This window comes from Tenggerimyces flavus (assembly GCF_016907715.1).
GTDB lineage: Bacteria > Actinomycetota > Actinomycetes > Propionibacteriales > Actinopolymorphaceae > Tenggerimyces > Tenggerimyces flavus.
The window spans coordinates 7,132,887-7,156,464 of sequence record NZ_JAFBCM010000001.1 but is presented as its reverse complement, the minus strand read 5'-3'; the positions used below and the strand labels follow the sequence as shown (position 1 = coordinate 7,156,464).

Here is a 23,578-nt window from a genome sequence, read left to right as displayed (position 1 = left end):
CTAGCGTGGCGATTTCGGTGCGAGGTCAAGACGCGCGGTGGCGGCGGGCCAGGTGACGCCGCCCACGGCGAGGGTGATCCACGTCGGCAGGTCGTCCGGGCGCACGATGAAGGCGACGACCGGCAGCGCGGCCGCGATGATCACGCGGACGAGCAGCCAGAGCGGCCGCCCGTACCGGAGGCGGACCCAGCCTCGCCGAAGCACATTCGGGCGCCGAACGACTCCCGGCCGCGCGCCTGAACGCTCGGCACGTTCCCACACGGCGCCCGGATCGACACCGGCCACCGTGCCCCGCTCGATGATGGGCGCGTAGCTGCGTTAGACGGTGCTGCGCACCTATCTCGACGAGCGCCGCCGACCGTGGCGCCGGGAGTCCCCGGTCGGAGCTACCCGAACGAGAGGAGGAGCGCAGTGGACTGCCGTTCGAGGACCTCGACGAGCTCCGCGAGGCCGTTCGTAGCCTGCCTGGGCGGCAGCGGGCAGCGGTCGTCCTCCGGTACTGGTGGGGCCTGTCACTCGAGGAAACCGCCACTGACCTGGGCATTTCCGTGGGAGGAGTCAAGAGCCAGACGGCTCGTGCTGTCCACAGGCTGCGCCGCGGCCTGGCCGACGTCACAAGAACGGAACGCACACCATGACCATGCTCCCAGACCACAGCCCCGGCGACGGGGACATCCGCCAGCTTCTCGAGCACACCGTGACAGGCGAACCGGGCACCTCACCACCGGTGCAGGACGATCTGGCCCGCGGCCGCAGGGCTCTCCGCCGGCGCAATGGGGCCGTCATCGCCGGAGCGGTCGCCGGGATCGGCCTCGTGGCGGCCGGGATCGCGTACGTGCCCAACCTGGTCGGCCTCGCCTCCGGTCCCGGCATCGCCGGCAACCCGACGGCGACCATGTATGTCGAGCCCACCCCGCCGCCGAGCCCCACCAGCACCAGCCCGACCGATGCTCCCGACGCGGGCGACGGCTGTTTGGACGAGCCCTGTAGCTCGTTCGGCGACGTGCTCATCGATCGTCTCGGCACCGCGCACTTCAAGGAGGTCAGCGTCATGGGTGGTATCGGCGGCGAAGCCGCGTGGCAGGAGGTGGCCTGGAGTACCTGGACCGCCGGAAAGGCCAAGGGCACGGTCGTCGCCGCGGTGGACGAATTTAAGGACACCGAGGCGTACATCGACGACGGTCCTGACGGCAAGCCCTGCGCGGTGCGGTCGGTGAACGTCGCCCACGACCCCGCCTTCGGGTGGACGACTTGCAGCACCGAGCGGCTCCCCGACGGCGGCACGCTTCGGGTTGCGGAGGGCGGGGACGCATACGCGCCGGCGCGAGCGGCAACGCTGATCACCAAGGGCGGAACGGTCGTCTCGATCGCGGTCAGTACGGCCTACTTCGACCGGGACTCGGGCAACAGCGAGCCGAGCGACCCGGACTTCCCGCCCAAGCTCAGCGAGCTCCCGCTCACCGCCGAGCAGCTAGAAGCGTCGTCACCGACCCGAGGATGCTCGAGGTCGACTAGTGTCCTGTCAGGGCGAAGAGTCGTCTATTTGTTGATGGTGCGGCAATAGTTGGTGAGGCGGTCGAGGATTTGGTCGGCGCTCTTGTGCCAGGTGAAGGGTCGAGGGTTGTCGTTCCAGGTCGCCCAGAACACGCGAGGCATCCGTTCCCGGCCCAGGCTCGCAGACTGTCGACTTTGTCGGTGCTCGAGCGCTGTCGTTGCTGGATGATCGCCGGGGAGCGTGTTCAGCTATTGCCGTTGGGTTCCTGCTCGAGCGCGATGATGTTGCCGTCGGGATCGCGCATCCAGGCGACCTTGAAGCCGCTCGGCGCGGTGTACACGCCGTCGACCGTGGCCAGTTCCGGAGTGTTGTACCCGTCGAACGTGACGCCCTTGGTCCGGAGTTCGGCGACGATTGCGGCGAGGTCGTCGACCACGAACAGCGCCAGCGTGTGATCTGGGGATGGTGAGCTGGCGTTCGTCGGTAGACGTTTACTTGGGTGCCGTCGGCGGCCTCGAACAGAACGCCGCCGAGCGGTACTCGCCAACCGGCCGGGTCGTCGCTAGGGCCGTGGGCGCGCAGCCCCAAGATCCCGCCGTAGAACTTCTGCGCTCGAGCAAGGTCGGAGGTCGGGATACTCGCGCATAGGTGGGCGCCGCCAAGTCCTTGGGGTCTGTTGCTCATCCGACGATCTTCGCGGCCGGTGCCGCCCCAGGTTTCGGTGGTCGGAGCACTGGACGAGAACTATTGTTGGCCGGCAGGTTGCTGCGGCGCCGTCCGTCCCGTTCCCGTCCGTCCCGTTCACTTGACCGCGGGGCCGGCAACACCGATCTGTTGGCCCGTCCCTCGGGGGCTAACTTGGCTGTTGACGGGTCGCTTGAGCGGCCTGCTCGAGCATCTTGGCCACCTCGACCAGTGACCGACCCGCGTCCACCGCAGCGACATACCTCGGATCGACAAGACGATCGTCTGGCTGAGGTTCCCCGCTGCCAGTAGGCGTCGCGAGGTCAGCAGACTCCAAACCTCGCTCTACTTCGGCCAGAACCGCATCTGCCCACAACGACCAGGCGTACGGGGCGACCTCCACGGCTTGTTGTGCCTTCAGCAGCTGGCTCGCGTACTCCTCCCGAACTCGCTCCACTGCCAGCGCTCGTCTGCGCCGCTCGGCCTCGACATGCTCCGAACCAGTCACGGGATCCATCATCGGCGACCACTCGGCGAAGGCTCGAGAGGTTCCTCGGTTGGCTCCGGCGATGGCGTCGATTCGCTGGGCGCCGGAGCCGGCGGGGATGTCTCGGGATTCGGGCCGCTGGGTTCCGGTTCGGAAGGCTCGGTGCTCGGCGTCGGCGTCGCGGGATCGGTGTCGTTGGGTGTGGGGGACGGGTTCGTCGGGACTGGCTTGGGTTCTCTCGGTGTCGGTGCCACTGTCGGTGCTGGCGGGGATGTCTTGGGATTCGGGCCGCTGGGCTCTGGGCTTGGTTCGTCGGGGGGATCGGACGGGCCAGGGTTCGGCTGCCGCTGTACGTCGACGTCCTTGTCATCAACCCTGGCGCCAACCTCGGCTGCCGGCGATGTGTCGGCGCCAGCGTTGTCGCGCTGAAGGGGAGGTCTCGTGTCACCGATCTGTCCGGGCACCGATTCCCCTGGCACCGTTCCTGGTCCCTGCGGCGGGCCTAGTCCCGGCCAGTTGAGGAGCAGGAACGTTCCGCCGGCAAGGGCCAGTGCGGCGGCGGCCGCTGCGACGGCTGCTGTGACGGGGTTGGTCGGTGCCTGCGCTCGGCGCCCGGGCTCGACCGCCGCGACGGTGCCTGCCGTATCAACGGCCTCCATTGACTCCAGGGCCTCTGGTGGCTCCATGGCCGGCAGATCGTGGAGCGCGGACTCGATGTCGGCCCGCATCTGCGCCGCCGTCTGATACCGCTCGGCGGGATCTTTGGCCAATGCACGAAGAACGATCGCCGCGTACAGCTCAGGTACCCTCGGATCGATCGCCTGCGGCGACAGCGCCTCCTCTTGAACGTGCTGGTATGCCACCCCGATGGTGGAGTCGCCGACGAAGGGTGGCCGAGCGGTGAGGAGCTCGTACAGCAGGCACCCGGTCGAGTACACATCGCTCCGGCCATCGACAGGAATGCCGAGAGCCTGTTCCGGCGAGAGATAGCGCGCAGTTCCGAGCACCTGATCGGTCTTGGTCAGATCCGCCGAGTCCGACATCGCCAAGGCGATGCCGAAGTCCATGACCTTCACCAGACCCTCGCTGGTGAGCATCACGTTGCCAGGCTTCACATCGCGATGCACGATGCCGGCCTCGTGGCTGTACTCCAACGCGTCGAGGATCCTCGCGGCGATCTCCATCGCGCGGTCTGGCGTGAGACGCTGACCGTCGCGAAGCAGTTCGCTCAGAGTCTCGCTGAGTGTGCGGCCGGTCACGTACTCCATCACGAGATACGGCAGCTCGGCTCCGTCGAGCGTGTCGACGCCAGCATCGTAGACGTCGACGATGTGGGGGTGGTTCAGCCGTGCGACCGAGCGAGCCTCTCGACGAAGCCGTTCGGGAAAGGTCGGATCCGAGGCGAGGTCCGCGCGCAGCACCTTCACAGCGACGACGCGACCGAGTCGCCGGTCGTGTGCCCGCCACACATCGGCCATCCCGCCATGGCCGACGAGCTTCTCGAGGTCGTACCGCCCACTCAGCCGCCTATGTGCCACGTCGCTAGAGTTCCATGTCCGAGTACCTCAAAACCCTTTCCCACATGAGAAACTTGCCTCGGCGGCAGCGCCAGGTCGAACTCCCCGGTGGAGGCATAGTCGTGCACGGTCGTCCTTCTCGATGAACGCAGCGTGTGGGCATCGTCTTCGGCGATCAGGATCCGGCTCATTGGATGCCGCCTCTTCGGACGCGGTCGGACGAATGTGACCGCCGTTTTCTGGATCATGGCGGGATCATGGCGGGACGCACTGTCGCGTAGCTGCGGGAAAACCAGATGAGACCCCGATGAGAACATCCTCATCTTGTTTCCGGGCGAACCAGCTACAAGTGCAGTACCTGAGCTGGGTCGTCTGTTGGGTCGTCTGTTGGGTCTGGCGCGGCGATCATTGGGAGGACAAGGGTGAAGGTCGCGCCGTGCCCGGGGCTGGAGGCCAGGTCGACACGTCCTCCATGTGCTTGGGTGATGGCGGCCACGATGGACAGACCGAGGCCGGAGCCTTCGAAGCGGCGGCTGCCGGCGCCGCGCTGGAATCGGTGGAAAATGCGTTCGGTGTCTTCGGGGTGGACTCCGGGACCGGTGTCGCGCACCCATAGCCGGATTGTCCCAGCGCTGATGTCGATGCTGGAGCCGAACGCGATGGTGTCGATCCCGACGGTCTGCTTAACGGCATTGGTGGCGAGTTGTAGCAGGGCCTGGGTGAGCCGCTGCGCGTCGAGGAAGACTACGACGTCGGCGCGAGCGTCGATCTGCCACGTTCGGGTTCCTAGCGGCCTCGCCTTGTCCAGGATCTCGTCGACCAGGATTCCCACCTGTACAGGGCGGGGTTGGATGAAATCCGGCCGGTCGGCTTTGGCCAAGGTGGTGAGGTCCCCGACTAGCCGGTTCATCCGGTCCAGCTCGTCCAGCACGATTGCCTTGGTGTCTGCCACCTCGGCGGCGTCGTCGTCGTTGAGCAGTTCAAGATGCCCGCGGACGATGGTGATCGGCGTCCGTAGTTCGTGCCCGGCGTCGTCGAGGAACTGCTGCTGGGTGATGAACGCGGCCTTGAGCCGGTCCAGCATGGCATTGAAGGTGCGGGCGAGCTCGGAGACGTCGTCGTCGCCGGTGACTTCGATCCGTTGCGTCAGATCGGTCTCGGAGATCTGTTGCGCTGCGCGACGGACATGCCGGACCGGTCGGAGCAGCCGCCCGGCGGCGAACCAGGCAACCGCCCCGACCAGGACAAGCCCGACTGCGGCCACTAACGCGTAGGTGTGGATGACGTCGTTGAACTCCGCCTTGACCCGCCCCACTTCATGGGTGACCACCCACCCGTCGGTCTGCACACCGGTGCGCTGGTCGTTTTGCCGGTCGCCTGCCCGGTCGTGGTCGATGGGAAGCACCGCGAACCGCACCACACGGTCGGGGGAGTCGAGGTCACCGTACGCCGGCGCTCCCCGTTCCAAGACTGCCGAGACGCCGCGCAGAAATCGTGGATCGTCATGGAGACGATCGGCATTCTCACTCTGCGAGAAGTAGCGAACCCGCCCGTTCACGAGGCCGAACATCGCCTCATAACGATCCGGGACGTTTCGCTCCAGAGCCACGAACATCAGGCGATCAACCGTCGCGAAGCGGCGCCCGGTCACCGGATCGATTCCCTGCGCAACCAATGCCCGGAACTCTTCGATCTCCTGTGCCAGCGACTGATCGATCCGGGCCCGCTCGACCAGAAGGACGGCAGCGCCAGCGAACAACATGCCTAGAGCAGTCAACACGACCACCCAGGCAAGGATCCGCGTTCTCACCGAACGGAGCGCCTCAGCCACACCAGCAGCCACGCCGCCAGCCCGACCAGCAGCCCAAACCCAGGCCAGACCGAACCTACTACTCGTCGGCGCCACAGCTGGACTCAGTCATCGTCGTCACCGTCATCGTCGTCGTCGGAGTCGTCGTCACCGTCGTCACCGCCGTCGGAGTCGTCGTCGGGATCGCCGCCTTCGTTGCCTGGTCGCCCATCGTCGCTCGGCCGGCCACTGTCGTCATCCTCATCGGCTCGCTGCGGCGCCGGAGCCACTGGTACCGCTTCGCGTGAAGTAGGTGGGACCGAAGGCGCCGCCGGCGGCTCATCGGTGGGCTGCAACGCAGCGGGCGGCGACCCTGCGGGCGGCGACACCGCGGGTGCGACGGTCGGTACCTCAAACCGCACAGGGCCGCCCAGGTCAGGTGTTCGGTCACCCCCTCCCAGCAACATCCCAGTGACGAGCCAGAGCAGCCCGACAGCGCCTAGGACCGCCGCCAACGCGGACACAACCGTCGATCGGATCAGCATGACGTCGATCCTCCACTCGTAGCCAGACCCCAGAATGAGAGCCAGATGAGAATGCCGTGGGCCACTCGCATGAAAGCAGAACGCGTTCGGCTCGGAACCTCCGTACGGCGGCCTAAGGTCGGCAACCATCCGAGGATGCACGTCATGGCCTTGTGCACCCTGACGGGCCAGATCCCACACACACGAGGTCTCGGGCTCGGCGACGCCAGAGCGTGACATGACCGAATGAGACCATACTCACCTCGCTCTCATAGCTGTCTCATATCCGTTCCCGAGCCTTTCTTGTGGGGCAAGGAGGCCGTTCGGCAGACCGACCCCCCACCACGTCTGCCGAGCCCTTCTCCGGAAGGGCGCTAGGCACACCCCCGTTGTTCTGCCTAGCGCCCTTCTCCGGCTTTGTCTCGCCATGCAATGCCAGACCAAGGGTCGCGGCGTTGCGCCACGGTTGTCCGACCGCAGTCACCCCGACCGGTTGGAGGGAACGGAGCTTTCGCTGCCGCGAGACCTCGGCCACGGCCTCGCTCACAGCGCCTCAGCGCGGAGAGCCGTGAAGTGACCGAACTGCCGCGGGGCAGCCAGCACGATCGAAGGGAGTGCGTTCAGGTGGTTCGGTTCCTTGCCTCTCCAATTCCGCCCCGACGGACGCCTCGACGGCCACTTGAGCGGCCTCGTCATATCGGTCGCCGAGCGGGCAGGCGAGCATCAAGGTGGTGGCAATGGCAGCGGGCCCGTTGACTGTCGCCAGCGGCCGGCCTGTTTCGCATGAAGACGACCGAGCAAGGCGCTGCGAGCTCAGTGTTCCTGGCCACCTCCCGGCGGGTAGCGTGCATCGGCGGCCGCTACTTCGAGGACTGCCACGAGGCCGAGCTCGTCGATGAGCTGCGCGGTGGCATCTTCGGCGTGCTGCCCCATGCCTTCGACCTCATGCCCCGCGGCGGCTGCGGCACGTATCCGATCAGCTGCTCGCCGCGGCGCGCAGCTGACGGCCAGCCCTCCACAACGAAGGCACGCTCAGTTGAGGTGCTGTGCCGGCGTGTGGTCGGGGTTGGACGTTCGAACGGCGGGTGAGGGTTGGTCACCCACCCGGCGGGTAGGCAGCCTGCGCAGCACTCCCAGCTGCTGACACAGAGGTGGTGTTCGTGATGACGAACAGCATGTTCGACCCGTGGAGCTACCGACCAGAGTCTGGCTACACCGAAGGCGCCGACCTGGTTGGGTACAAGATCGCCGCTACCGACGGCGACATCGGCAAAGTCGACGGGGCCACCCACGACCCCGGTGCCGCCGGGCTCGTCGTGGACACCGGGCCGTGGATTTTCGGCCGCAAGGTGCTGCTCCCCGCCGGGGTGATCGACCGGATCGACCCCGACGAGCAGAAGGTCTACGTCGATCGCACCAAAGACCAGATCAAGGACTCCCCACCGTACGATCCCGATCCCGAACGCGGCGTCGATGATGACTACCGCACCCGGCTCGGCGACTACTACGACACCACCTACCGCGGACCCGGCGGACCCGGCGGTCCCGGCGGCACCATGTAACCCCGCACCACCCGTCACTGGCCCGCTACGGCACGTGCGGACTACTACGGTTGACGGCGGCGCCCTCGACCTGACCCCATTCCTGACCGGGTCGAGGGCGTCGCGCATTTGCTCTCAGGCAGCGCGGCTGGGTGTGCCGGAACGAAGTCGCTTCGCGGCCTACTCCGAGGACAGCTTTCTCTCCGGGTGAGGCTTCACCACCCGCGTCGGCGATCTTGCCAGCGCCGACAGCCTGGTTGAGGTTGCCGTCGAACGAGGTCGCGTTGCCGTGTCGTCAAGGATTCGCCGAGACGTCATATCGATTTCGCCGGGAGGCTGAGGGGTCGTTCCGTCGTCGTCGCAGCGTCTACGAGAAGTAGGCACCGTCTGGTGGTGGCTGCCAGATGCAGCTCCGAGGCACCGCTATGGGCACGAGCTTCTGGATTTGGGATAATCCGCCGCGATCATCTTTTCCGCAACCGCTGCGGGCGTCTGGTTCGTCTGGCGTAGCACCAACCGCCGGCGCGGGTCGTGAGCGACCACTTCGCCGACAGGTGTGAAGGCGGCCCCACCGACCGGATGGTCGTGCCGGCTGGCGTTCATCGCGATGCGGTACGCGGCGTCGAACTGTCCGGCGCAGTTGCAGAATCCAGCCAGTGCCGGGGATGGCGAGCTATGTCACAGGTACGACTCTCGCTAGAGGATTCCGACGCTGGCCGGTTCCCCAGACTGGGTGGAGATGCGCAAGAACGAGGTCATGTCGGCCGTGATGCACGTGAACTGGATGAGGCGGCACGTGGCCGGGCCTTGTGACTTTGTCGGCGAACGCTGACAGGTCTTTCCCCGAATTCGAACGGCAGTTTGGGCTGGGCTGCAGTACGTGTCTGAAAATTTGACGCCAGTTGCCGCCATCACCGGTCACCAGCGCGTGGAGACAACGTGTCGGCTTTGGGCTGGTGGGTTGTCGTTGAGGCAGGTGCGCAGGCGGCGGAGGCCGTCGCGGATGCGGGTTTTGATCGTGGAGGGGTGGGTGTCGAGCAGTCTGGCTACCTCGGCGTAGGTGTGGCCGTGGTAGTAGGCGAGCACTATCGCCTGCCGCTGCAGGATGGTGAGGCGGGTCAGGATGCAGCGGCGTAGCCGGGCCGCGTCGGCGGCAATCTGGGCGTGGTCGCCGACGGGATCCCAGGCGTCGGCCTCGAAGCGGTCGATCGGGCTCGAGGCCGCGGCTTCGTGGGAGCGTCGTGTCCGGACGGCGCGGACCTTGTCCACGGCCCGTCGATGGGTGATGGTCATGACCCAACTGTGCACGCTCCCGCGTGCCGGGTCGTAACGTGGCGCGGTTTGCCACAGCTGGACGAAGACTTCTTGGGCGATGTCTTCGGCGTCCGTGTCGTCACCGACCACCCGTCGGGCCAGCCCGTATACCCGGTCCGCCAACACCTCATAAAGCTCCGCGAACGCCTTCTCGTCCCCGGTGCCGACACCGCTCAGCAGCTGTTCCGGGCTCGACCGCATCCACGTCACCGCACCGGCCCTTGGTTGTGGCTCCACCGGAGTTCAACGCCGAGCGCACTGGCAGGTCACGGGTGGCCAGCTAGTTGTACTGACTACGATCGTTGTTGACGCGGTCGATGGGGCGTTGGCCTGCGATGGCGAGGTGGGGTCGTTCTAGGTTGTAGTAGTTGAGCCAGGTGGGCAAGAGCCGGGAGCGTTGGTCGTTGGTGGTGAAGGGCTGGGAGTAGGCCCATTTGGTGGCGAGGGTGCGGTTGAGTCTTCACAGGCTTTGCCGTTGGTCCAGGGGCAGTGGGGTCGGATCGCCTTCAGCGTGATGCCCAGCTGGTCGGCGGTGGTGAGGAAGGCGTGGGAGCGGCGGTAGTTCTTGGCGTTGTCGGTCAGGACGCGCTGCACGCGGATGCCGACCGAGGCGTAGAACGCGGCCGCGCGGGACAGGAACGCGGCGCAGGTCGGGCCTTTCTCGTCGTCGTGGATCTCGGCGTAGGCGAGTCGGGAGTGGTCGGTCGATCGCGGTGTGGACATGGCGGTGTGTGCGTAGTCGTAGTCGAGTCCGCGTTTGTGGCTGGGACGTGTGGCTGGGACGTGCGGCGCGGCCGTGGGCCTTCCACCCGCCACCGGGCGGGATCCGGCGAAGTTTCTTCACGTCGAGGTGGATCAGCGAGCCTGGGGTGTCGTGTTCGTAGCGGTTGGCCGAGCGAGGTGTGGCGCGGATCGGCGTGCCGGTGATCGGATCGCATTCACGCAGCAGCGGGACACCGTGCCGGGTGAGAACCCTGCCGACCGTGGACGCTGCGATGCCGAGCTGGTGTCCGAGGAACACCGGGCCTCGCCGGGTCAGCAGCCGAGCGATCCGGACCTTTGTCTCCACACACGCAGGTGCGACGTGGATGGGACCGCGCGACGCTGGGCCGATCAACCAGCCCCGCTACGCCCTCGACCTGGAACCGGCGCCACCACCGCCACGCCGTGGTCCGGGACACCCCCATCTCCGCCGCCACATGGGCGACCGCACGACCCGCGGCGATCCGCTTCACCATGATCAACCTGCCGGCCGGCGTCAACCGAGCGTTACCGTGAGACACAAGAGACCTCCGAGCCTCGAGCGGAAGACCTAGACAGCTCCCACTCGACCCCCGGAGGTCTCTCTCACGTCAACAACGGTCCTGGTCAGTACAGTTAGTCGAAGGCCGGGCGCGCGGACATTGTCTGACGTCAGGGCCTGCGAAGAGGGCGGGTACGCGAAATGGGCACCCGGTCGGAGGTCCAGGTGCCCATCTGCACGGTGCCGTTGGCACCGGTGATGCTAGTGATGCAGGTGGTGTCAGTCGTTGTGCTGCTCGGAGAACTGCTCGCAGTTGTTGACCAGGATCGCCTTGTTGCCGTCGCTGCCGATGACCTTGAGGATGGTGATGTGGTCGTTCTCGTACCAGCCGGTCGGCAGCAGCATGCCCTGGTTGGCCGCGCGGACGCCGCCGCGATCAGCAGACTCATGGGTCATCCTGGGCGTGACCTGTGCCGCCAGCCGACGTTAAGTTGCCGTGGAGTGGGGAGGTGCGCTATGGGTTGGGCGCCGCCCGCCGGGAATCAGCCTGGCGAGCACCCGAGTGAACATGGCGATGAGTCGCGGCCGGTGGAATGGGTGCGGTCGCTGGTGCGGCATGCGTTGGCGGCCCGGCTGTATCCGGTCGGCTCACCCAACTGGGAGATCGTCGACGCCGCCATCATGACGATAGAGCCGATCGTCACCTACCTCACCATCAACCCCGACACCGGCGCACCACTCACGGTGACCTATGCCGCAGAGCCGAGTGAGGCGACCGCGGTCCGGCTACTGGTGGATTCCGACCACAACGCTGTCACCGCCGAACGGGCCCTCGAAGCCGCCGGAACCCGCGTGATCCGCGACCCCAGCTACAACCCCTACGCACCCGGCAACCACGGCATCCGCCTCATCGTGCAACCCGCACCCGACAGCCACGGCAGATGGGAACGCGACCTCTGAGCCCCGCCCCGGACGCGCGCGCCGGACGCAGGCAAGAGCGGTCGCCGGGGCGGGAGTGGTTTTGGGTTTCGGGCCGGTCAAGACGGGGGTGGTGGCGGCTCCGGGCCCGCCGTTTCGTCCCGCATGGCGTCGCCGAGGCTTGGCTGACCGCTCGGTGGCCGGGCTCCGCGTTGAGCGTTACCGGTTCACGAACACCCGGGGTGTGAACCGAACATCCGACGGGCGAAGTGCTAACCCGAAGCGTGCCCGCGACGTTCTCCGTGCGTCACCTTTGTTCCGAACGGATGCCCTGGGACCCCCCCGTTGCCCAGGCGCCAGCTTGCGTTCGTGCGAATCCACGACTACAGGATAATGACTGGTATCGGCTCCGGCTCCGTACCGCATTTCGCCTTTGTCTACAGGGCTTTCTAGCTCGGGCATGGCGCGTGGGACGTTGCTCGGCGTCGTCCACGTCCGCGACATCCGCAACCACCTCGCACTCATCGACCACAACCAACAGCTTCTGGGGATCCTCACCCTGCAAGACCTTGTCAACCAGCTCCTGCCCGCGGCAGCGACATCAGCCGGCACGTACAACTGACTGCGAATTCCACAGGGGTTGGCCCAGCATGGACTTGCCCGACGAGCGGGGGCGTCCGACGCTGAAGACGCCATCCGCGGCGAGTGGAACCTACGTCGAGCCGACGATCGGCCGAGGCAGCCAGACCACCCGCGGCCGCGCAGAAGCAGCCTGAGCGGGTCTTGACAATCGCGCTCACCAGCCTTTTCCTATCTTCATAGGAAGACAGATATGGAGGCGCTGATGTTCGCGTTCCGTCTAGACAGCCGCTCCGGGGTGCCGCCGTACCTGCAGCTCGTTCACCAGGTCAGACAGGCGCTGCTCCTGGGCTATCTGCAGCAGGGTGATCAGCTGCCGTTGATTCGCGAGGCGGTCGAGCAGCTCGCCATCAATCCGAACACCGTCTCCAAGGCGTACCGGCAACTGGAGCAGGACGGCCTGGTCGGCTCTCGGCCGGGCGTCGGCACCTTCGTGACCGGTGCGCCGGCGGTGACCGTGGCGCCCGCGACGTACACCACGCTGCGTCGGGCACTGGAGAAGTGGCTGCGCGGGGCGTACGCGGCGGGGTTGGACGAGGAGGCGATCACCGCTCTTTTTGCGGTCGCCAACCGCGAGCTGGTTCAGGAGGGCGTGGCATGAGCGGCAATGTGCTCGAGACATCGGGCCTGGGCAAACGGTACGGATCGAAGTGGGCTCTTCGCGACTGCGATCTCGCTGTGCCTGCCGGCCGGGTCATCGCTCTGGTCGGACCGAACGGCGCGGGCAAGACAACTCTCCTGCGGCTGACTACCGGGCTGCTGCGGCCAACCGAAGGAACCGTGACAGTTTTCGGATCACCCGCAAGGACCGATTCTCCGGAGTCCCTCGCCCAGATCGGCTTTGTCGCCCAGGACCATCCGCTCTATAGACGGTTTCGGGTACGTGACCTACTGCGGATGGGAAGGGCCCTCAACCTCCACTGGGATCAGGACCTCGCCGAACAGCGGCTCGCAAGCCTCGACATTCCACTCGGTCAACGCACTGGGTCACTTTCCGGCGGACAGAACGCCCAGGTCGCGCTGACCATAGCGCTAGCGAAGCGACCGAAGCTGCTGGTCCTCGATGAACCGGTCGCCGATCTCGATCCCCTTGCACGACGCACGTTCCTCCAGACCCTTATGGCAGCCGTCGCCGACGACGACCTCACGGTTCTGCTCTCATCGCACATCCTCGCCGAGTTGGAACGCGTCTGTGACTACCTCATCGTGCTCACTGGCGGTCACATCCAGATCGCGGGCGAGATCGACGACCTGTTGTCCGCGCATCGGCAACTGACCGGACCTGCAGACGGACCCATGGAGGGAGCACCGGGTGTGATCCACGTGAGGCGGGGCGATCGGCACGCCGACGCCATCGTGCGTACCGACGGAGGTCCGGTCATGGCCGGCTGGGAATCCCGACCTATCGGCCTGGAAGAACTCGTCCTGGCCTACCTCCACCGGGCCACTCCCACCTCGAACACCCACTCACGGCAGGAGACATTGACATGATCTGGCTCACCTGGCATCAGCATCGAAGCGAAGCAATCGGTCTCGCCGCCTTGTTGACGGTCCTCGGTGTCCTCGCGTTGATAGCCGGGCTTCCGATGTACGCCGCATACCAAGGCGATGGTGTGGCAGCGTGCCACGAAGCCGCGACCGAAACTGCGGCCTGTTCGCAGATCGTCGATTCCTTCCGCGACACGTTCGGAGGACTCCCGATGTTGGCCGCGGGCCAGCTGAATCTGCTGCCTCTGATCATCGGGGTTCTGATCGGCGCACCTCTGCTCGCCCGAGAATACGAGCAAGGAACCTGGCAGCTGGCGTGGACGCAGGCCGTGCCCCGTACCCGCTGGATCATCACCAAGCTCGCCCTCGTACTGACGGCCGTAGCCTCGGTCGCGATAGCGCTCAGCGCCATGCTGAGCTGGTGGTTGAGCCCTTTCGTCAGGTCGCCGTTCAGCGTGGAGAGGTTCAACTACGGGGTGCTGGTACTGCCGGGCTACTTCCTGCTGGCGGTCGCCATCGGCATCCTCGCGGGCGCGGTCATCAAGCGCGCCATTCCCGCGATGGTCGCGACCCTCGCCGTGTTCCTTCCCATCCGGATCCTGGTCGAGTTCTGGTTACGTCCCCGGTTCATGACACCCGTCACCACGGTCGACCCCGTGCCCGGCAGCAGTGCTCTTACCCACCAGCTAACGTCCGGCAAGAACTGGGTGCTCGAGACGTTCCTTGTCGGCCCCTCAGGCGACCGGCTCACCGATTCGCAGGAATACCACCTCCTCGGTGGTGGCCAAGTCGACCAGGCGACCCTCGCCGAGCACGGACTCAAAGAGGGGGTCATCTACCATCCGGCCTCCCGCTTCTGGGAATTCCAGCTCATCGAGAGCGCGATCTACGGCGGACTGGCGCTCGTCGTCCTGCTCCTCGCGGTGTGGCGCATCCGCCGGTGGTGACACCAGCTGAGGAACGGCCTCCGAGAAAGTTTCGTTCACGCCAAGCAACCGCCGCCGCGTGTTGGCCAGTGGCCCACACGCGGCGGTACGTCGCTCCCTGAGCGACCTCTTGTTGAGCTACTTCTTGTTGTCGCGGTCGAGGGCGTTCTTGACCGCGTCCTTGGCCTTGTCGGTGGCGTCGCCGATTTTGTCGCCGCCCTGTTGGATCTTGGACTTGGCCTTCTCACCGCGTCCCTCGGCCTCGAGGTCTTCGTCATCGGTGGCCCTGCCGAGAGTCTCCTTGGCTTGGCCCACCACTTGGTCCTTCTTGTGATCGAACTTGTCGCTGCCGCTCATTGCGCCACTCCTGTTCAGCCGGGGCGCCGGCACCATCGGAGCTGCCTGCCTACCGGTGGTCGCGCCCGAACTGTCGACAGTCGTCGACGACCGACTCCTACCCAGTCCGGGCCCCGCCACCCGTCACAAGTTCAGAGGTCTCGCTCCCATGCTCGGTGGCTGTCGGCGGCGGGTTGCACGATGAGCCGTACTCCGCGGTTTCCGGGCTGATGTGGGTCGTAGCTGGCGTCCCGTCTGACGTGGGTGCCGGCGGCCATCAGCGCCCGTTCGGCGGTCAGGGCGTTGTGGTCGGAGTCCACGAGCAGCCGGACCGTGGTCGCCGTGGTCGCCGTGGTCGCCGTGGTCGCCTCTGCGGGGTCGGTAGCGGGCTCGGCAGCCGTGGTGGCTTCACCGGTGGTGGTCGGTTCGGTGGTGATGTAGTCAGGCCGGTTGGGTACAGCCGGACTGCCAAGGGCCGGACCAGCGACAGCACCCACTCCTCTGGCTGCCCGGCCGGTGCGTGGTCCCTTGATGGCTTCGCCCAACTCATGGCGTCACCTCCCCCTCCCGCAGGGAACAACGCCCGTGATCGCGTTGGGTCAAGTCGCGCTGCCGCCGGCTGGGGCACGAGCTCGTTGGTGCGGGTGGCAGTCAGGCGATGCAGCTCTCAGGCGGACCGGATGGCTGTTCCATCGTGATCGGGACAAGGTGGAGGTTGTCCGCGCGAGCGATCCGACGTGCAACCCGCAGCGCCTGTGCGCGGTCCGTGCAGACCTGGCGGATCTGGTCGGTGCCGGGATCGGTGCCGGCGCGGCGGACCACCCACCCTCCCGTGCGGGCCGGTTCGACCCAGATCCGGTCGACCGGTGCCGACGGCGACCGCTGCGGCCGTGATTGCCGGGACTTCCGGTTGGGTCGTTGTGTACTGGGTGGTTGTGCGCCGCTGCTGTTCTTCATCTCCGCCACCTCCCGGTGGTCGGTACTCCTTGATGAGAGGACAGTTCTACACCCGGTGAGCGATGTGTCACCAGCGAGCAAGGGCGAGGTTGAGGAGCCACAGCGTCGGGGCAAGGGGCCGGCGGACAGCGGATCCGGCCTGGTGGGGGTGTTCGTAGATACTGGTAACCCTGTTGCCGGCTGGTTGGTCTCGCTCTCGGTGAGAGGATCATGGATTCGCCCCGAACTACCGGCAGCGCCCTGCTCGGGTGCTGCGCTCCTTGCGATGACCTGCCCTCACCAGCCGCGGCGGCGGTGTCATAGTGGTTGGGTGGAGCGTTCTGCTGGGTGTCGTCGTGGTGCTGGCGCTGACCGCGTTGACCGGGTAATTCGTGGCCCAGGAGTTCGGCTACATCACGGTGGACCGGTCCCGGTTGAAGGCGGCCGCGGCCACAGGTGACGCCGGCGCGGTCCGTGCACTGGGCATCACTGGCCGGACCTCGTTCATGTTGTTCGGTGCCCAGCTCGGGATCACGGTTACGGGGCTGCTGGTCGGCTATGTGGCTGAACCGTTGATCGGCGCCGGTCTCGGCGAGTTGCTCGGCGGGGTCGGCATCCCGCAGGCGTCCAGTGTGGCCATTGGCACGATCGTGGCGTTGCTGTTCGCCACCGTGGTGCAGATGGTGCTCGGGGAGCTATTCCCGAAGAACCTGGCCATCGCCCGCCCGGAGCCGGTCGCCCGCGCGCTGGCCGGGTCCACTGCCCCTGAAGGGGGTTGGGCTGGCTGATCTGGTTGTTCGACCAGGCCGCCAACCTGTTGCTGCGGCTGGTCCGGATCGAACCCGTCCACGACGTCGAGCACGGCTGCCACCCCCGCGACTTGGAACACATCATCGACGAGTCCCGGGGGTCGGGGGACCTGCCCGCCGACCCATCGAGTCTGTTGGACCGGGTGCTCGACTTTCACGACAGCACCGCCGAACACGCAATGATCGCCCGGCCCCACGTGACCACAATCGCCGGACACGAACCGGCCCGCCAGGCGCTGGAGGGGATGGCGGGCGGTCACTCCTGGCTCCCGGTGACCGGCGAAAGCGTCGACGGCCTGGTCGGCGTGCTCAGCCTGCACGACGTGCTGACCGCCGAACAGGCCCGCGACCTGGCCGCCGGTTCGGCTCGTGAGCTGGCACGCCCGGCGGTGCTGGTGCCGGAGACCAGTCCGCTGCCAGGAGTGTTGGCCCGGTTGAGCCAGTCCCGGGTGGAGTTCGCCTGTGTCATAGACGAATTCGGCGGCCTGGCCGGAGTGCTCACCGTCGAAGACATCGCCGAGGAACTCGTCGGAGAGATCGTCGACGAACACGAACCCGCCGGTGACAACCAGGTACAGACCGGGAACAACCGCGAGTTGACGGTGCCCGGCACGCTGCACATCGACGAGGCCGAACGGCTACTCGGACACGACCTCCCGGCCGGGGACTACCTAAGTGGGCTGATCATCACCCGGCTGCAACGGCTGCCCGAACCCGGCGACAGCCTCACCCTGACACTCCCGGCCGGCTCCGCCCACCAGGTCTGCGACAGCGCCCACGGCGACCGGCCGCCCGTCAGCTCATCCTGACCGTCCTCACCATCGCTCGACACGTCCGGTGAGGCTTGAGCTCACCGACCCAGCAAGCGATCCTGCACACTCCGCCGCTGGTCCGGCCGCTGACCCGGGGGCTGCACGAACGGCTGAGCAGGATGCCGACAAGAACGTGGACAAGAACGCTGACAGGAACGGCGATGCCGGAACGGGGCCGGTTCGATGAGTGGGATCTCCGGCTGGGCGGCGCTTTTGATATCGGCAGGGATCATCGGGTTGAGCTCGTTCTTCGTCGCAATCGAGTTCGCCCTGGTCGCGGCGCGGCGGCACCGGCTGGCCGAGGCCGCCAACACTAGTGTCGCGGCGCGGGCCGCGGTGAAAAGTGCACGGGAGCTGTCGCTACTGCTGGCCGGGTCTCAGCTCGGCATCACGATGTGCACGCTGGCACTCGGCGCGATCGCCAAGCCTGCGGTGCACCATCTGATGACACCAGTGATGGAGGGATGGGGGCTGCCCGATACCACCGCTGATGTGGTCGCGTTCATCTTGTCGCTGCTGGTGGTGACGTTCCTGCACCTGGTGGTCGGGGAGATGGCACCGAAGTCGTGGGCAATCTCCCACCCGGAGTGTCCGCCCTCCCTGGTCGCAGAGGCACTCGGCTACAGCACGCAGGTCGCGTTCCTCCATGCGGGCAAAGCCGCCGAGCCGTGGGCGCGGTACGCCGGACGCCGAATCTCAAGTTCCTAGCAGGTTGTCTCGCATGGGATCCATGGCCGGGCACTCGCAGATGTTCGGCCAGCAGGCACTCGGCAGCCGCCCTGGTGGCGACAGAGGCTCTTCAGGTGCCTCAGTCGGTTGCTCTAGCCTGATTCATCAGCCGTAGGTGGATTGCACGGAGTTGCTGCACCACCGACCAGCCGAAAACAACGGGAGACTACATGCCGATAACCGCTATGCTCGACGTGCACTTCGCTGCCGACCACTTGGTCGACGGGCCAGCCATGTTCACCGAGGTCCTCAAGGAAACTCGGAACTTCGCAGGTTGCATGCGTGTCGACTTACTCGCAGACATTGCCGACCCTGCACATTACGTTGCCTATGAACTCTGGGAGTCGAACGAGCACGATCTCGCCTACCGTGCGTGGCGACAGGGCGAAGGGGCGACAAAGTTACGCGACGTCCTGGACCGTATTCCTGTTCTCACGAAGTTTGAGACTGCCGTGCAGTCATAGCCCCACCCCGGTCTGATCGAGCCTTCCGCGACTACCTCAGATCCCACCCCGACGCCGCCCGCCGCCCCAGCGACGCGAAGAGGCAGCCTCGAGGGCACCCGACAGTCGCGGCGTTAGGGTCGAATACGACCGATCTTGATACGCAGAGATGCCAGCAAGCCTTGACAAGGCTACTTCGCACTCTCAGCCTGGGCTGCAGCACTAGCCGGGCTCGACACGCCAAGGTCGGCCAAGCGTCCGATGAGAGCTGGGTCTGTCTTGCCGACCCAGAGGGGAACGAGTTCTGCGTCCTCTGCGGACCGCCGCCCCCTGATCGAAGGCCGCACACCGCGCCAGACCTCCTTCCGGTCGCCTACCCACGCTCACGCGAACTCGATGACGAACCGTTCCAAAGATGGAGAACCTCGACCGGAGCAAGATCAAACTCCGCCAACGTCATGACTCATGACAGACGCATGCTTAGAGCGGACCCTTCGAGCGCGGGCCTGGACCTCATCATTCGTGGCATGCGTACCTCGTGACCGTGGACGCCTCGGATGTGGCTGGCCTTCTGGCGGCCGAGTACGGGTATGCGTACGACGTGCCCGTGTCGGTCCCTATGACGCACGGAGTGGGGGCCGAAGACTTGTTCCGGGGAGGGGACGCGGCGCGCGGAAGGCAGAACTCGGGGTTCAGGGTAAGGGTGCGCGTGGGGTCGAGCAGAGGTTTGGTTAGTGACGCGACGGCATGGTCCGTGACCCCGACATGGGCGAAGCTGATCGACTTCGAGACGACTCTGCCGAGCGCGGTCGAGGAACTGATCCGGCAGCGGGAGAGGGCGTCAGCAACCGCCGAGCGGCGCGCGGTCGCTCGCGTTGGGTGGATCACCCACCGATGAGCTTCCAGGTGTCGGCGTGGCTCGCCGAGCCACCCGAGCCACCCGAGGGAGGCGCGGAAGCTCCGATAGAGCCGCGCCTGCTCCAGGCGAGCAGCCATCTCTCGTGATCTATGGTTCAGGCTAGGGCGATGAGCACCGCGATCGTCGCTGCGCCGGTCAGCACGGCGCGGGCCACGTGGCCGCGCTCCCATTGCCGGCGGGAACGGACGAAAGTTGCCTCGTCGAGGTCGACGCGCGGGCCTGCCCCGAAGAATGCTGAACCGGCTGCCGTGAGCCGCTCGTCCCGGAGCCAAACCTGATTGATCCGATGCACGCGAATCCAGTAGACCGCGTGGGCAGCGCCGACCGCGAGCAAGGCGAACCAGCGGAGCCGGTTGTCTGTCCCCGCTGGTGTCACCAAGGCCGACACCAGCATCGCCACGATCGCGAGCGGCTCGGCCGCACCGATCACGGTGAAGCCCGGGTAGTAGATCCGCTGGACACTGACGTACTCGCCGGGCTCGAGCCGCCGCTTTCCCGGCAGCTCCAACGCGTGGGCGAGCGCGGGCACCAGCGCGAGGATGACGAGCAGTGCGCCGAGAATGTGGATGACCGGTTCCATGGCCTCCACACTTGCACTTGCAGCTGGCTGTAGATCAAATTGCGCGGGTGAGACCCATCGGTGAAGCTGCGCGTACCGTCGGACTGAGCCCGTCAGCGCTGCGCTACTACGAGCAACGCGGGCTGGTGTCCCCGGCCGCGCGGCGGGCGGGCCGGCGGTGGTACGACACCGCGGAGCTGCGGCGGCTCGCGTTCATCCAGCTCATCCACCAGCTCGGGCTACCGTTGACCACCGCCGCGGCGATGCTGGACGAGCCCGACGTCCGGTGGCGAGAAGAAGCCGAGGCCCAGATTGCCCGCTTAGACGCACTCATCGCCCGCGCCCGCGGCGCACAGGCATTCCTCCGGCACACGGTCACCTGCCCGAGTGAGCATCCCGTCACCGAGTGCCCGGATCTCGTGGCCACACTCGATCAGCTGCTCGCGGGCCGGACCGTCGACGACCTCGCCGACGAACACCGGGCTCGGTGACCACTCTCGCCACCCGAGCGGCCGTGTTCGCTTGCCCGACGGCGCAGGCAGGGTTCACGTCCGTCATCGATCAGAGGCAGGAGGGGACGATCACGGCGCTCGTTGGGTCGCGGCTCATCTATTCTCAATCGCCGACGGCATGGAGACCTCAGGTGTCTGGAGCGTTGTGTCATGCCGCTCAGACAGAAAGCGTCTGCCGGCTCGCGTTCACTGGGGTGTGTGGTTACTGACCGGCAGTTCGCGCATGGTGCGCATGGGTGACAGAAGCACCCAGAGGAAGGACAGGGAGATCCCGGTGGCGCAGATCCACAGGGTCTCTCTGACCCCGATGGCATCGCCAAGCAGGCCGCTCAGGAGGCCGCCCAGTGGCATCGTGCCCCAGACCAGGAAGCGCAGGGTGGCGTTCATTCGGCCCAGCAGCGGCTCCGGCGTGATCGCCTGGCGGAAGCTCAGCTGGGTGATGTTGTAGACGACGATGCCCACGCCGAAGGTGAACTGGGAGAGCCCCACCAGCCCCAGGCGCCAGTCCGCGCCCGCCCAGGGCAGTAGGAAGCTGAAGGGCGCCGAGGCCGCTGTGGAGATCCAGATGGTCGGGCCCTGGCCGATGAGTGCCACGATGCGCTTCGTCAGCATGGCGCCCACCAGACCGCCTAGCCCGCCGACGGCGAAGATCAGGCCGATCGCCCAGGCGGGAAGCGCCAGCTCGCGGGCGAGCAGGAGGATGATCATCGGGTTGGCCATCGACCAGAACAGGTTGAAAGGTGCTCGTGCTGCCGGCGATCCGGCGCAGCAGCGGGTGCTTCAGCACGAAGCGCAGGCCTTCGGCGATCTCCTTGCCCAGGTGCCTTTCTGCGACGTCGGGCCGTTCCTCGCCCTTACGGATGGTGTTGAGGCACAGCGCCGACCAGGCGAAGCCGACGGTCGTGGCGATCAGCGCGAAGGGCGCGGTGACCAGTTGCACCAGGTAGCCGCCGACGCTCGGCCCGCCGAGCTGGGCGACGGTGCGGACCATCTCCAGTGCGGAGTTGCCTTGCACGAGCTGCTCGCGGCCGACCAGGTGCGGCAGGTAGCTCTGGTACGAGACATCGAAAAAGACGGTGAAGACGCCCAGGACCACGGCTACTCCGTACAGCAGGTAGATCGTCAGCACGTCGAGCCACCAGGCCAGCGGCACGCTGGCCAGCGCCAGCGCGCGTCCCCAGTCGCTGACGATCATCACGTTGCGCCGGCGCAACCGATCGACGATGGCCCCGGCCGGCAGACCGATCACCGCGAAGGCGAGGGTCTGGCAGATGGCCAGCAGGCCCACCTCGAATGGCGAGGCGTTGATGGTGCTCACCGCCACGAGGGGAAGGGCCAGCACCAGCACCTGAGTGCCCACCTGGCTCGCGGTGTCGGCGAGGAAAAGGGCTCGGAAATCATGGTCACGGAGGACACCCACGGACAGCAGCGTCGCCGACTGATTGAGAATTGTCAATCGGTTAGAGTTGGCTTCGCCATGGCAGGAACGAACCGCCGACCGGCGACCCAGGAAGAGGCACGCGCGCTGGCCTCCTCTATACGGCTGCGCATCCTGCGGCAGTGCCTCGACAACGCGCTGACCAACAAAGAGATCGCCGCCCGGCTCCAGGCGAACCCGGCGACCGTCCTGCACCACGTGCGCAAGCTGGTGAAGACCGGCTTCCTGGCCGCCGAGCCCACCCGGCCCGGCCCGCGCGGCTCCACCGAGATCCCCTACCGGGCCACGGGCAAGTCGTGGGAGATGGACATCCGCGACGCGGGCGTCACCGGCGGACGGGCCGCCATGATCGACGCCTTCCTCGAGGAGATCCGCCTCGGCGATCCGGAGGACGCCCACCTCACGCGGATGGGCCTACGGCTGTCCGAGGAGGACAAAGCGGAGCTCCTCGGCCGCCTCCAAGAGATCTTCGCGGAATTCAAGGAACGCGGCGGCACGCCGGGCGGCGTGCCGTACTCCCTCTTCCTTGCGCTGCACCAGGACCACTCGCGGTGACCAGGACCTGCTCGGCAGCTCCCGGCACTCGACATCGGCGCACCCGGCTGCGGCCAGCCGGACCGAGATCGTCCCGGTGGTCGGTATCCCGCAGCCCTTGGTCTGCCAGAGGTTGAGGTCGAACCCGGCGATCAACGCTCCGCAGCTCGGTCCCCTCGGACTCGACGGCGACGACATCATCTGCGGGGGCGACGGCAACGACATCCTCGACGGCCGGGCGGGCAACGACAAGATCGCCGGCAACACCGGTGACGACACCCTGGAAGGCGGCGACGGGAACGACCAGCTCGAGGGCTTCGCCGGCTACGACCGGGTCTTCGGTGAGAACGGCGACGACCGGCTCGACGCCGGTGACGGCAAGGACTTCGTCACGAACTGGGGCAACTCCGACATGTACGGCGGAGCGGGCAACGACCAGGTCCGCGGCAGCGGCGGCCTGGACGATCTCCGTGGCGACTCGGGCAACGACCGGCTCGAGGGCATGGGCAACAGCGACCGGCTTCTCGATCCGGACGGTCGGAACACGCTGGTTGGCGGCTCCGGGAACGACAAGCTCGACACCTTCAACTCAACGCCGTTCCCGGCACCAGACGACACTGCGCGTGGTGACTCCGGCACAGACCAATGCGACGTCGACAGGCATGACGAGGCGCTGAGCTGCGAGATCCTCGCACCCTGGTCCTTCTGACCGCTGAGCGAGATGTGGGCCGCGCCTCCCGACAGGGGGCCGGCCCACACGACTTGAGTAACGAGGACTCACGACGCCCCGCCAACGGACTGCGCCAATTCGTCCGCTGGCTCTGGTCCCGGACAGGGCGACCGCGTGGACGTCGAGATAACCGTCAGGTTCGACCGATCGCACTCCGGTGCGATATCCGGCTCATCGCGGTTTGGGAGTGGAGGTTAGCGGCGCGTCGGTGGCCGGGTAGGGGTCGAGGTCTCCCCAAGATGGAGGTTCCTACACC

The 23,578-nt window shown here is 66.7% G+C and carries 28 protein-coding genes and 3 pseudogenes; 17 read left to right on the top strand and 14 right to left on the bottom strand.

The annotated features are described in order from the left end of the window. Positions 1-285 (bottom strand): hypothetical protein, encoded by a 285-nt coding sequence (locus JOD67_RS33370; RefSeq protein WP_205121667.1) that lies wholly within the window; start codon positions 283-285, stop codon positions 1-3. 53 nt (positions 286-338) lie between these two features. Here JOD67_RS33370 and JOD67_RS33365 point away from each other — a divergent pair, with 53 nt between their 5' ends. Together JOD67_RS33365 and JOD67_RS33360 are read left to right on the top strand one after the other, a co-directional pair. After that, entirely contained in the window at positions 339-638 is a 300-nt protein-coding gene (locus JOD67_RS33365; protein WP_205123269.1) for a sigma-70 family RNA polymerase sigma factor, read from the top strand. Next, positions 635-1,564, top strand: coding sequence for a hypothetical protein (locus tag JOD67_RS33360; RefSeq protein ID WP_205121666.1), 930 nt, complete (start codon positions 635-637; stop codon positions 1,562-1,564). The genes JOD67_RS33365 and JOD67_RS33360 overlap by 4 nt, the downstream gene beginning before the upstream one ends. Before the next feature lie 175 nt (positions 1,565-1,739). Here the strand turns inward: JOD67_RS33360 and JOD67_RS33355 are convergent, their stop codons facing one another. From JOD67_RS33355 to JOD67_RS33335, 5 genes and pseudogenes are all read right to left on the bottom strand, one after another. Further along, entirely contained in the window at positions 1,740-1,931 is a 192-nt protein-coding gene (locus tag JOD67_RS33355; RefSeq protein ID WP_205121665.1) for a VOC family protein, read from the bottom strand. A 417-nt stretch (positions 1,932-2,348) separates the two neighbouring features. Continuing rightward, positions 2,349-2,687 carry a hypothetical protein gene (locus JOD67_RS33350; protein WP_205121664.1) on the bottom strand — a complete coding sequence of 113 codons (339 nt, stop codon included), beginning with the start codon at positions 2,685-2,687 and terminating at the stop codon, positions 2,349-2,351. Between the two features lie 680 nt (positions 2,688-3,367). Next, a pseudogene (locus tag JOD67_RS42540) lies at positions 3,368-4,204 on the bottom strand (protein kinase domain-containing protein); the annotation flags it as partial. A 322-nt stretch (positions 4,205-4,526) separates the two neighbouring features. Then, the gene (locus JOD67_RS33340) at positions 4,527-5,969 is read right to left on the bottom strand and encodes a sensor histidine kinase (RefSeq protein ID WP_205121662.1); all 1,443 of its coding nucleotides are present in this window, start codon (positions 5,967-5,969) and stop codon (positions 4,527-4,529) included. A gap of 103 nt (positions 5,970-6,072) precedes the next feature. Beyond that, on the bottom strand, positions 6,073-6,222 hold the full coding sequence (locus JOD67_RS33335) for a hypothetical protein (protein ID WP_205121661.1): 150 nt from the start codon (positions 6,220-6,222) through the stop codon (positions 6,073-6,075). Positions 6,223-7,279: 1,057 nt separating this feature from the next. Here JOD67_RS33335 and JOD67_RS33330 point away from each other — a divergent pair. After that, positions 7,280-7,585 (top strand): hypothetical protein, encoded by a 306-nt coding sequence (locus JOD67_RS33330; protein ID WP_205121660.1) that lies wholly within the window; start codon positions 7,280-7,282, stop codon positions 7,583-7,585. A 74-nt stretch (positions 7,586-7,659) separates the two neighbouring features. Beyond that, positions 7,660-8,058, top strand: a complete 399-nt coding sequence (locus JOD67_RS33325) for a PRC-barrel domain-containing protein (protein ID WP_205121659.1) — start codon at positions 7,660-7,662, stop codon at positions 8,056-8,058. A gap of 897 nt (positions 8,059-8,955) precedes the next feature. On the opposite strand, the gene JOD67_RS33320 is transcribed toward JOD67_RS33325, so the two are convergent. From JOD67_RS33320 to JOD67_RS33310, 3 genes and pseudogenes are all read right to left on the bottom strand, one after another. Continuing rightward, positions 8,956-9,552: a sigma-70 family RNA polymerase sigma factor gene (locus JOD67_RS33320; protein WP_205121658.1), complete on the bottom strand. Its 597-nt coding sequence runs from the start codon at positions 9,550-9,552 to the stop codon at positions 8,956-8,958. A gap of 79 nt (positions 9,553-9,631) precedes the next feature. Then, positions 9,632-10,634: pseudogene (locus JOD67_RS33315) on the bottom strand (IS481 family transposase). Between the two features lie 239 nt (positions 10,635-10,873). Next, positions 10,874-11,050 carry a hypothetical protein gene (locus JOD67_RS33310; protein WP_205121657.1) on the bottom strand — a complete coding sequence of 59 codons (177 nt, stop codon included), beginning with the start codon at positions 11,048-11,050 and terminating at the stop codon, positions 10,874-10,876. A gap of 132 nt (positions 11,051-11,182) precedes the next feature. Here JOD67_RS33310 and JOD67_RS33305 point away from each other — a divergent pair, with 132 nt between their 5' ends. The 5 genes from JOD67_RS33305 to JOD67_RS33285 all read left to right on the top strand — a co-directional run bounded on the left by JOD67_RS33305 (position 11,183) and on the right by JOD67_RS33285 (position 14,586). Then, the gene (locus JOD67_RS33305) at positions 11,183-11,554 is read left to right on the top strand and encodes a hypothetical protein (RefSeq protein ID WP_205121656.1); all 372 of its coding nucleotides are present in this window, start codon (positions 11,183-11,185) and stop codon (positions 11,552-11,554) included. 418 nt (positions 11,555-11,972) lie between these two features. Continuing rightward, the gene (locus tag JOD67_RS33300) at positions 11,973-12,134 is read left to right on the top strand and encodes a CBS domain-containing protein (protein WP_205121655.1); all 162 of its coding nucleotides are present in this window, start codon (positions 11,973-11,975) and stop codon (positions 12,132-12,134) included. Between the two features lie 210 nt (positions 12,135-12,344). Continuing rightward, positions 12,345-12,752, top strand: a complete 408-nt coding sequence (locus JOD67_RS33295; protein ID WP_239554156.1) for a GntR family transcriptional regulator — start codon at positions 12,345-12,347, stop codon at positions 12,750-12,752. Next, positions 12,749-13,642: an ABC transporter ATP-binding protein gene (locus JOD67_RS33290; protein ID WP_239554155.1), complete on the top strand. Its 894-nt coding sequence runs from the start codon at positions 12,749-12,751 to the stop codon at positions 13,640-13,642. Before JOD67_RS33295 ends, JOD67_RS33290 begins: the two co-directional genes overlap by 4 nt. Continuing rightward, positions 13,639-14,586, top strand: coding sequence for an ABC transporter permease (locus tag JOD67_RS33285; protein ID WP_205121654.1), 948 nt, complete (start codon positions 13,639-13,641; stop codon positions 14,584-14,586). Before JOD67_RS33290 ends, JOD67_RS33285 begins: the two co-directional genes overlap by 4 nt. A 117-nt stretch (positions 14,587-14,703) precedes the next feature. Here the strand turns inward: JOD67_RS33285 and JOD67_RS33280 are convergent, their stop codons facing one another. Further along, positions 14,704-14,922 (bottom strand): CsbD family protein, encoded by a 219-nt coding sequence (locus JOD67_RS33280; RefSeq protein ID WP_205121653.1) that lies wholly within the window; start codon positions 14,920-14,922, stop codon positions 14,704-14,706. A gap of 131 nt (positions 14,923-15,053) precedes the next feature. Then, the gene (locus tag JOD67_RS33275) at positions 15,054-15,398 is read right to left on the bottom strand and encodes a hypothetical protein (protein ID WP_205121652.1); all 345 of its coding nucleotides are present in this window, start codon (positions 15,396-15,398) and stop codon (positions 15,054-15,056) included. Between the two features lie 831 nt (positions 15,399-16,229). On the opposite strand from JOD67_RS33275, the gene JOD67_RS33270 reads away from it, so the two are divergent. The 5 genes from JOD67_RS33270 (at position 16,230) to JOD67_RS33250 (ending at position 19,528) form a co-directional block, all read left to right on the top strand. Continuing rightward, complete coding sequence (locus JOD67_RS33270) at positions 16,230-16,625, top strand: CNNM domain-containing protein (protein ID WP_205121651.1); 396 nt, start codon at positions 16,230-16,232, stop codon at positions 16,623-16,625. Further along, positions 16,613-17,455 carry a hemolysin family protein gene (locus JOD67_RS33265; protein ID WP_205121650.1) on the top strand — a complete coding sequence of 281 codons (843 nt, stop codon included), beginning with the start codon at positions 16,613-16,615 and terminating at the stop codon, positions 17,453-17,455. The genes JOD67_RS33270 and JOD67_RS33265 overlap by 13 nt, the downstream gene beginning before the upstream one ends. Positions 17,456-17,641: 186 nt before the next feature. Further along, the gene (locus tag JOD67_RS33260; protein WP_205121649.1) at positions 17,642-18,166 is read left to right on the top strand and encodes a CNNM domain-containing protein; all 525 of its coding nucleotides are present in this window, start codon (positions 17,642-17,644) and stop codon (positions 18,164-18,166) included. 191 nt (positions 18,167-18,357) lie between these two features. Further along, the gene (locus JOD67_RS42535) at positions 18,358-18,651 is read left to right on the top strand and encodes a putative quinol monooxygenase (RefSeq protein ID WP_372442350.1); all 294 of its coding nucleotides are present in this window, start codon (positions 18,358-18,360) and stop codon (positions 18,649-18,651) included. Between the two features lie 517 nt (positions 18,652-19,168). Continuing rightward, the gene (locus JOD67_RS33250; RefSeq protein WP_205123379.1) at positions 19,169-19,528 is read left to right on the top strand and encodes a hypothetical protein; all 360 of its coding nucleotides are present in this window, start codon (positions 19,169-19,171) and stop codon (positions 19,526-19,528) included. A 115-nt stretch (positions 19,529-19,643) separates the two neighbouring features. On the opposite strand, the gene JOD67_RS33245 is transcribed toward JOD67_RS33250, so the two are convergent. Next, positions 19,644-20,129, bottom strand: coding sequence for a hypothetical protein (locus tag JOD67_RS33245; protein ID WP_205121647.1), 486 nt, complete (start codon positions 20,127-20,129; stop codon positions 19,644-19,646). A 47-nt stretch (positions 20,130-20,176) separates the two neighbouring features. Here JOD67_RS33245 and JOD67_RS33240 point away from each other — a divergent pair, with 47 nt between their 5' ends. After that, the gene (locus JOD67_RS33240; RefSeq protein ID WP_205121646.1) at positions 20,177-20,599 is read left to right on the top strand and encodes a MerR family transcriptional regulator; all 423 of its coding nucleotides are present in this window, start codon (positions 20,177-20,179) and stop codon (positions 20,597-20,599) included. 207 nt (positions 20,600-20,806) lie between these two features. On the opposite strand, the gene JOD67_RS41480 is transcribed toward JOD67_RS33240, so the two are convergent. Continuing rightward, positions 20,807-21,328, bottom strand: a complete 522-nt coding sequence (locus JOD67_RS41480; RefSeq protein WP_205121645.1) for an MFS transporter — start codon at positions 21,326-21,328, stop codon at positions 20,807-20,809. 106 nt (positions 21,329-21,434) lie between these two features. After that, positions 21,435-21,980 (bottom strand): annotated as a pseudogene (locus JOD67_RS42530) (MFS transporter); the annotation flags it as partial. 39 nt (positions 21,981-22,019) lie between these two features. On the opposite strand from JOD67_RS42530, the gene JOD67_RS42525 reads away from it, so the two are divergent. Continuing rightward, positions 22,020-22,613: an ArsR/SmtB family transcription factor gene (locus JOD67_RS42525; RefSeq protein WP_372442349.1), complete on the top strand. Its 594-nt coding sequence runs from the start codon at positions 22,020-22,022 to the stop codon at positions 22,611-22,613. Next, complete coding sequence (locus tag JOD67_RS33225) at positions 22,585-23,301, top strand: calcium-binding protein (RefSeq protein WP_205121643.1); 717 nt, start codon at positions 22,585-22,587, stop codon at positions 23,299-23,301. Before JOD67_RS42525 ends, JOD67_RS33225 begins: the two co-directional genes overlap by 29 nt. Positions 23,302-23,578 lie beyond the last annotated feature (277 nt).

What these genes read in the sequence shown, in the direction of transcription:
- JOD67_RS33360 (WP_205121666.1), top strand. Translation starts at nt 635, where the DNA reads ATGACCATGCTCCCAGACCACAGCCCCGGCGACGGGGACATCCGCCAG.
- JOD67_RS33330 (WP_205121660.1), top strand. Translation starts at nt 7,280, where the DNA reads ATGAAGACGACCGAGCAAGGCGCTGCGAGCTCAGTGTTCCTGGCCACC.
- JOD67_RS33325 (WP_205121659.1), top strand. Translation starts at nt 7,660, where the DNA reads ATGACGAACAGCATGTTCGACCCGTGGAGCTACCGACCAGAGTCTGGC.
- JOD67_RS33320 (WP_205121658.1), bottom strand. Translation starts at nt 9,552, where the DNA reads ATGCGGTCGAGCCCGGAACAGCTGCTGAGCGGTGTCGGCACCGGGGAC.
- JOD67_RS33310 (WP_205121657.1), bottom strand. Translation starts at nt 11,050, where the DNA reads ATGACCCATGAGTCTGCTGATCGCGGCGGCGTCCGCGCGGCCAACCAG.
- JOD67_RS33300 (WP_205121655.1), top strand. Translation starts at nt 11,973, where the DNA reads ATGGCGCGTGGGACGTTGCTCGGCGTCGTCCACGTCCGCGACATCCGC.
- JOD67_RS33295 (WP_239554156.1), top strand. Translation starts at nt 12,345, where the DNA reads ATGGAGGCGCTGATGTTCGCGTTCCGTCTAGACAGCCGCTCCGGGGTG.
- JOD67_RS33290 (WP_239554155.1), top strand. Translation starts at nt 12,749, where the DNA reads ATGAGCGGCAATGTGCTCGAGACATCGGGCCTGGGCAAACGGTACGGA.
- JOD67_RS33285 (WP_205121654.1), top strand. Translation starts at nt 13,639, where the DNA reads ATGATCTGGCTCACCTGGCATCAGCATCGAAGCGAAGCAATCGGTCTC.
- JOD67_RS33280 (WP_205121653.1), bottom strand. Translation starts at nt 14,922, where the DNA reads ATGAGCGGCAGCGACAAGTTCGATCACAAGAAGGACCAAGTGGTGGGC.
- JOD67_RS33260 (WP_205121649.1), top strand. Translation starts at nt 17,642, where the DNA reads ATGAGTGGGATCTCCGGCTGGGCGGCGCTTTTGATATCGGCAGGGATC.
- JOD67_RS42535 (WP_372442350.1), top strand. Translation starts at nt 18,358, where the DNA reads ATGCCGATAACCGCTATGCTCGACGTGCACTTCGCTGCCGACCACTTG.
- JOD67_RS33245 (WP_205121647.1), bottom strand. Translation starts at nt 20,129, where the DNA reads ATGGAACCGGTCATCCACATTCTCGGCGCACTGCTCGTCATCCTCGCG.
- JOD67_RS41480 (WP_205121645.1), bottom strand. Translation starts at nt 21,328, where the DNA reads ATGATCATCCTCCTGCTCGCCCGCGAGCTGGCGCTTCCCGCCTGGGCG.
- JOD67_RS42525 (WP_372442349.1), top strand. Translation starts at nt 22,020, where the DNA reads ATGGTCACGGAGGACACCCACGGACAGCAGCGTCGCCGACTGATTGAG.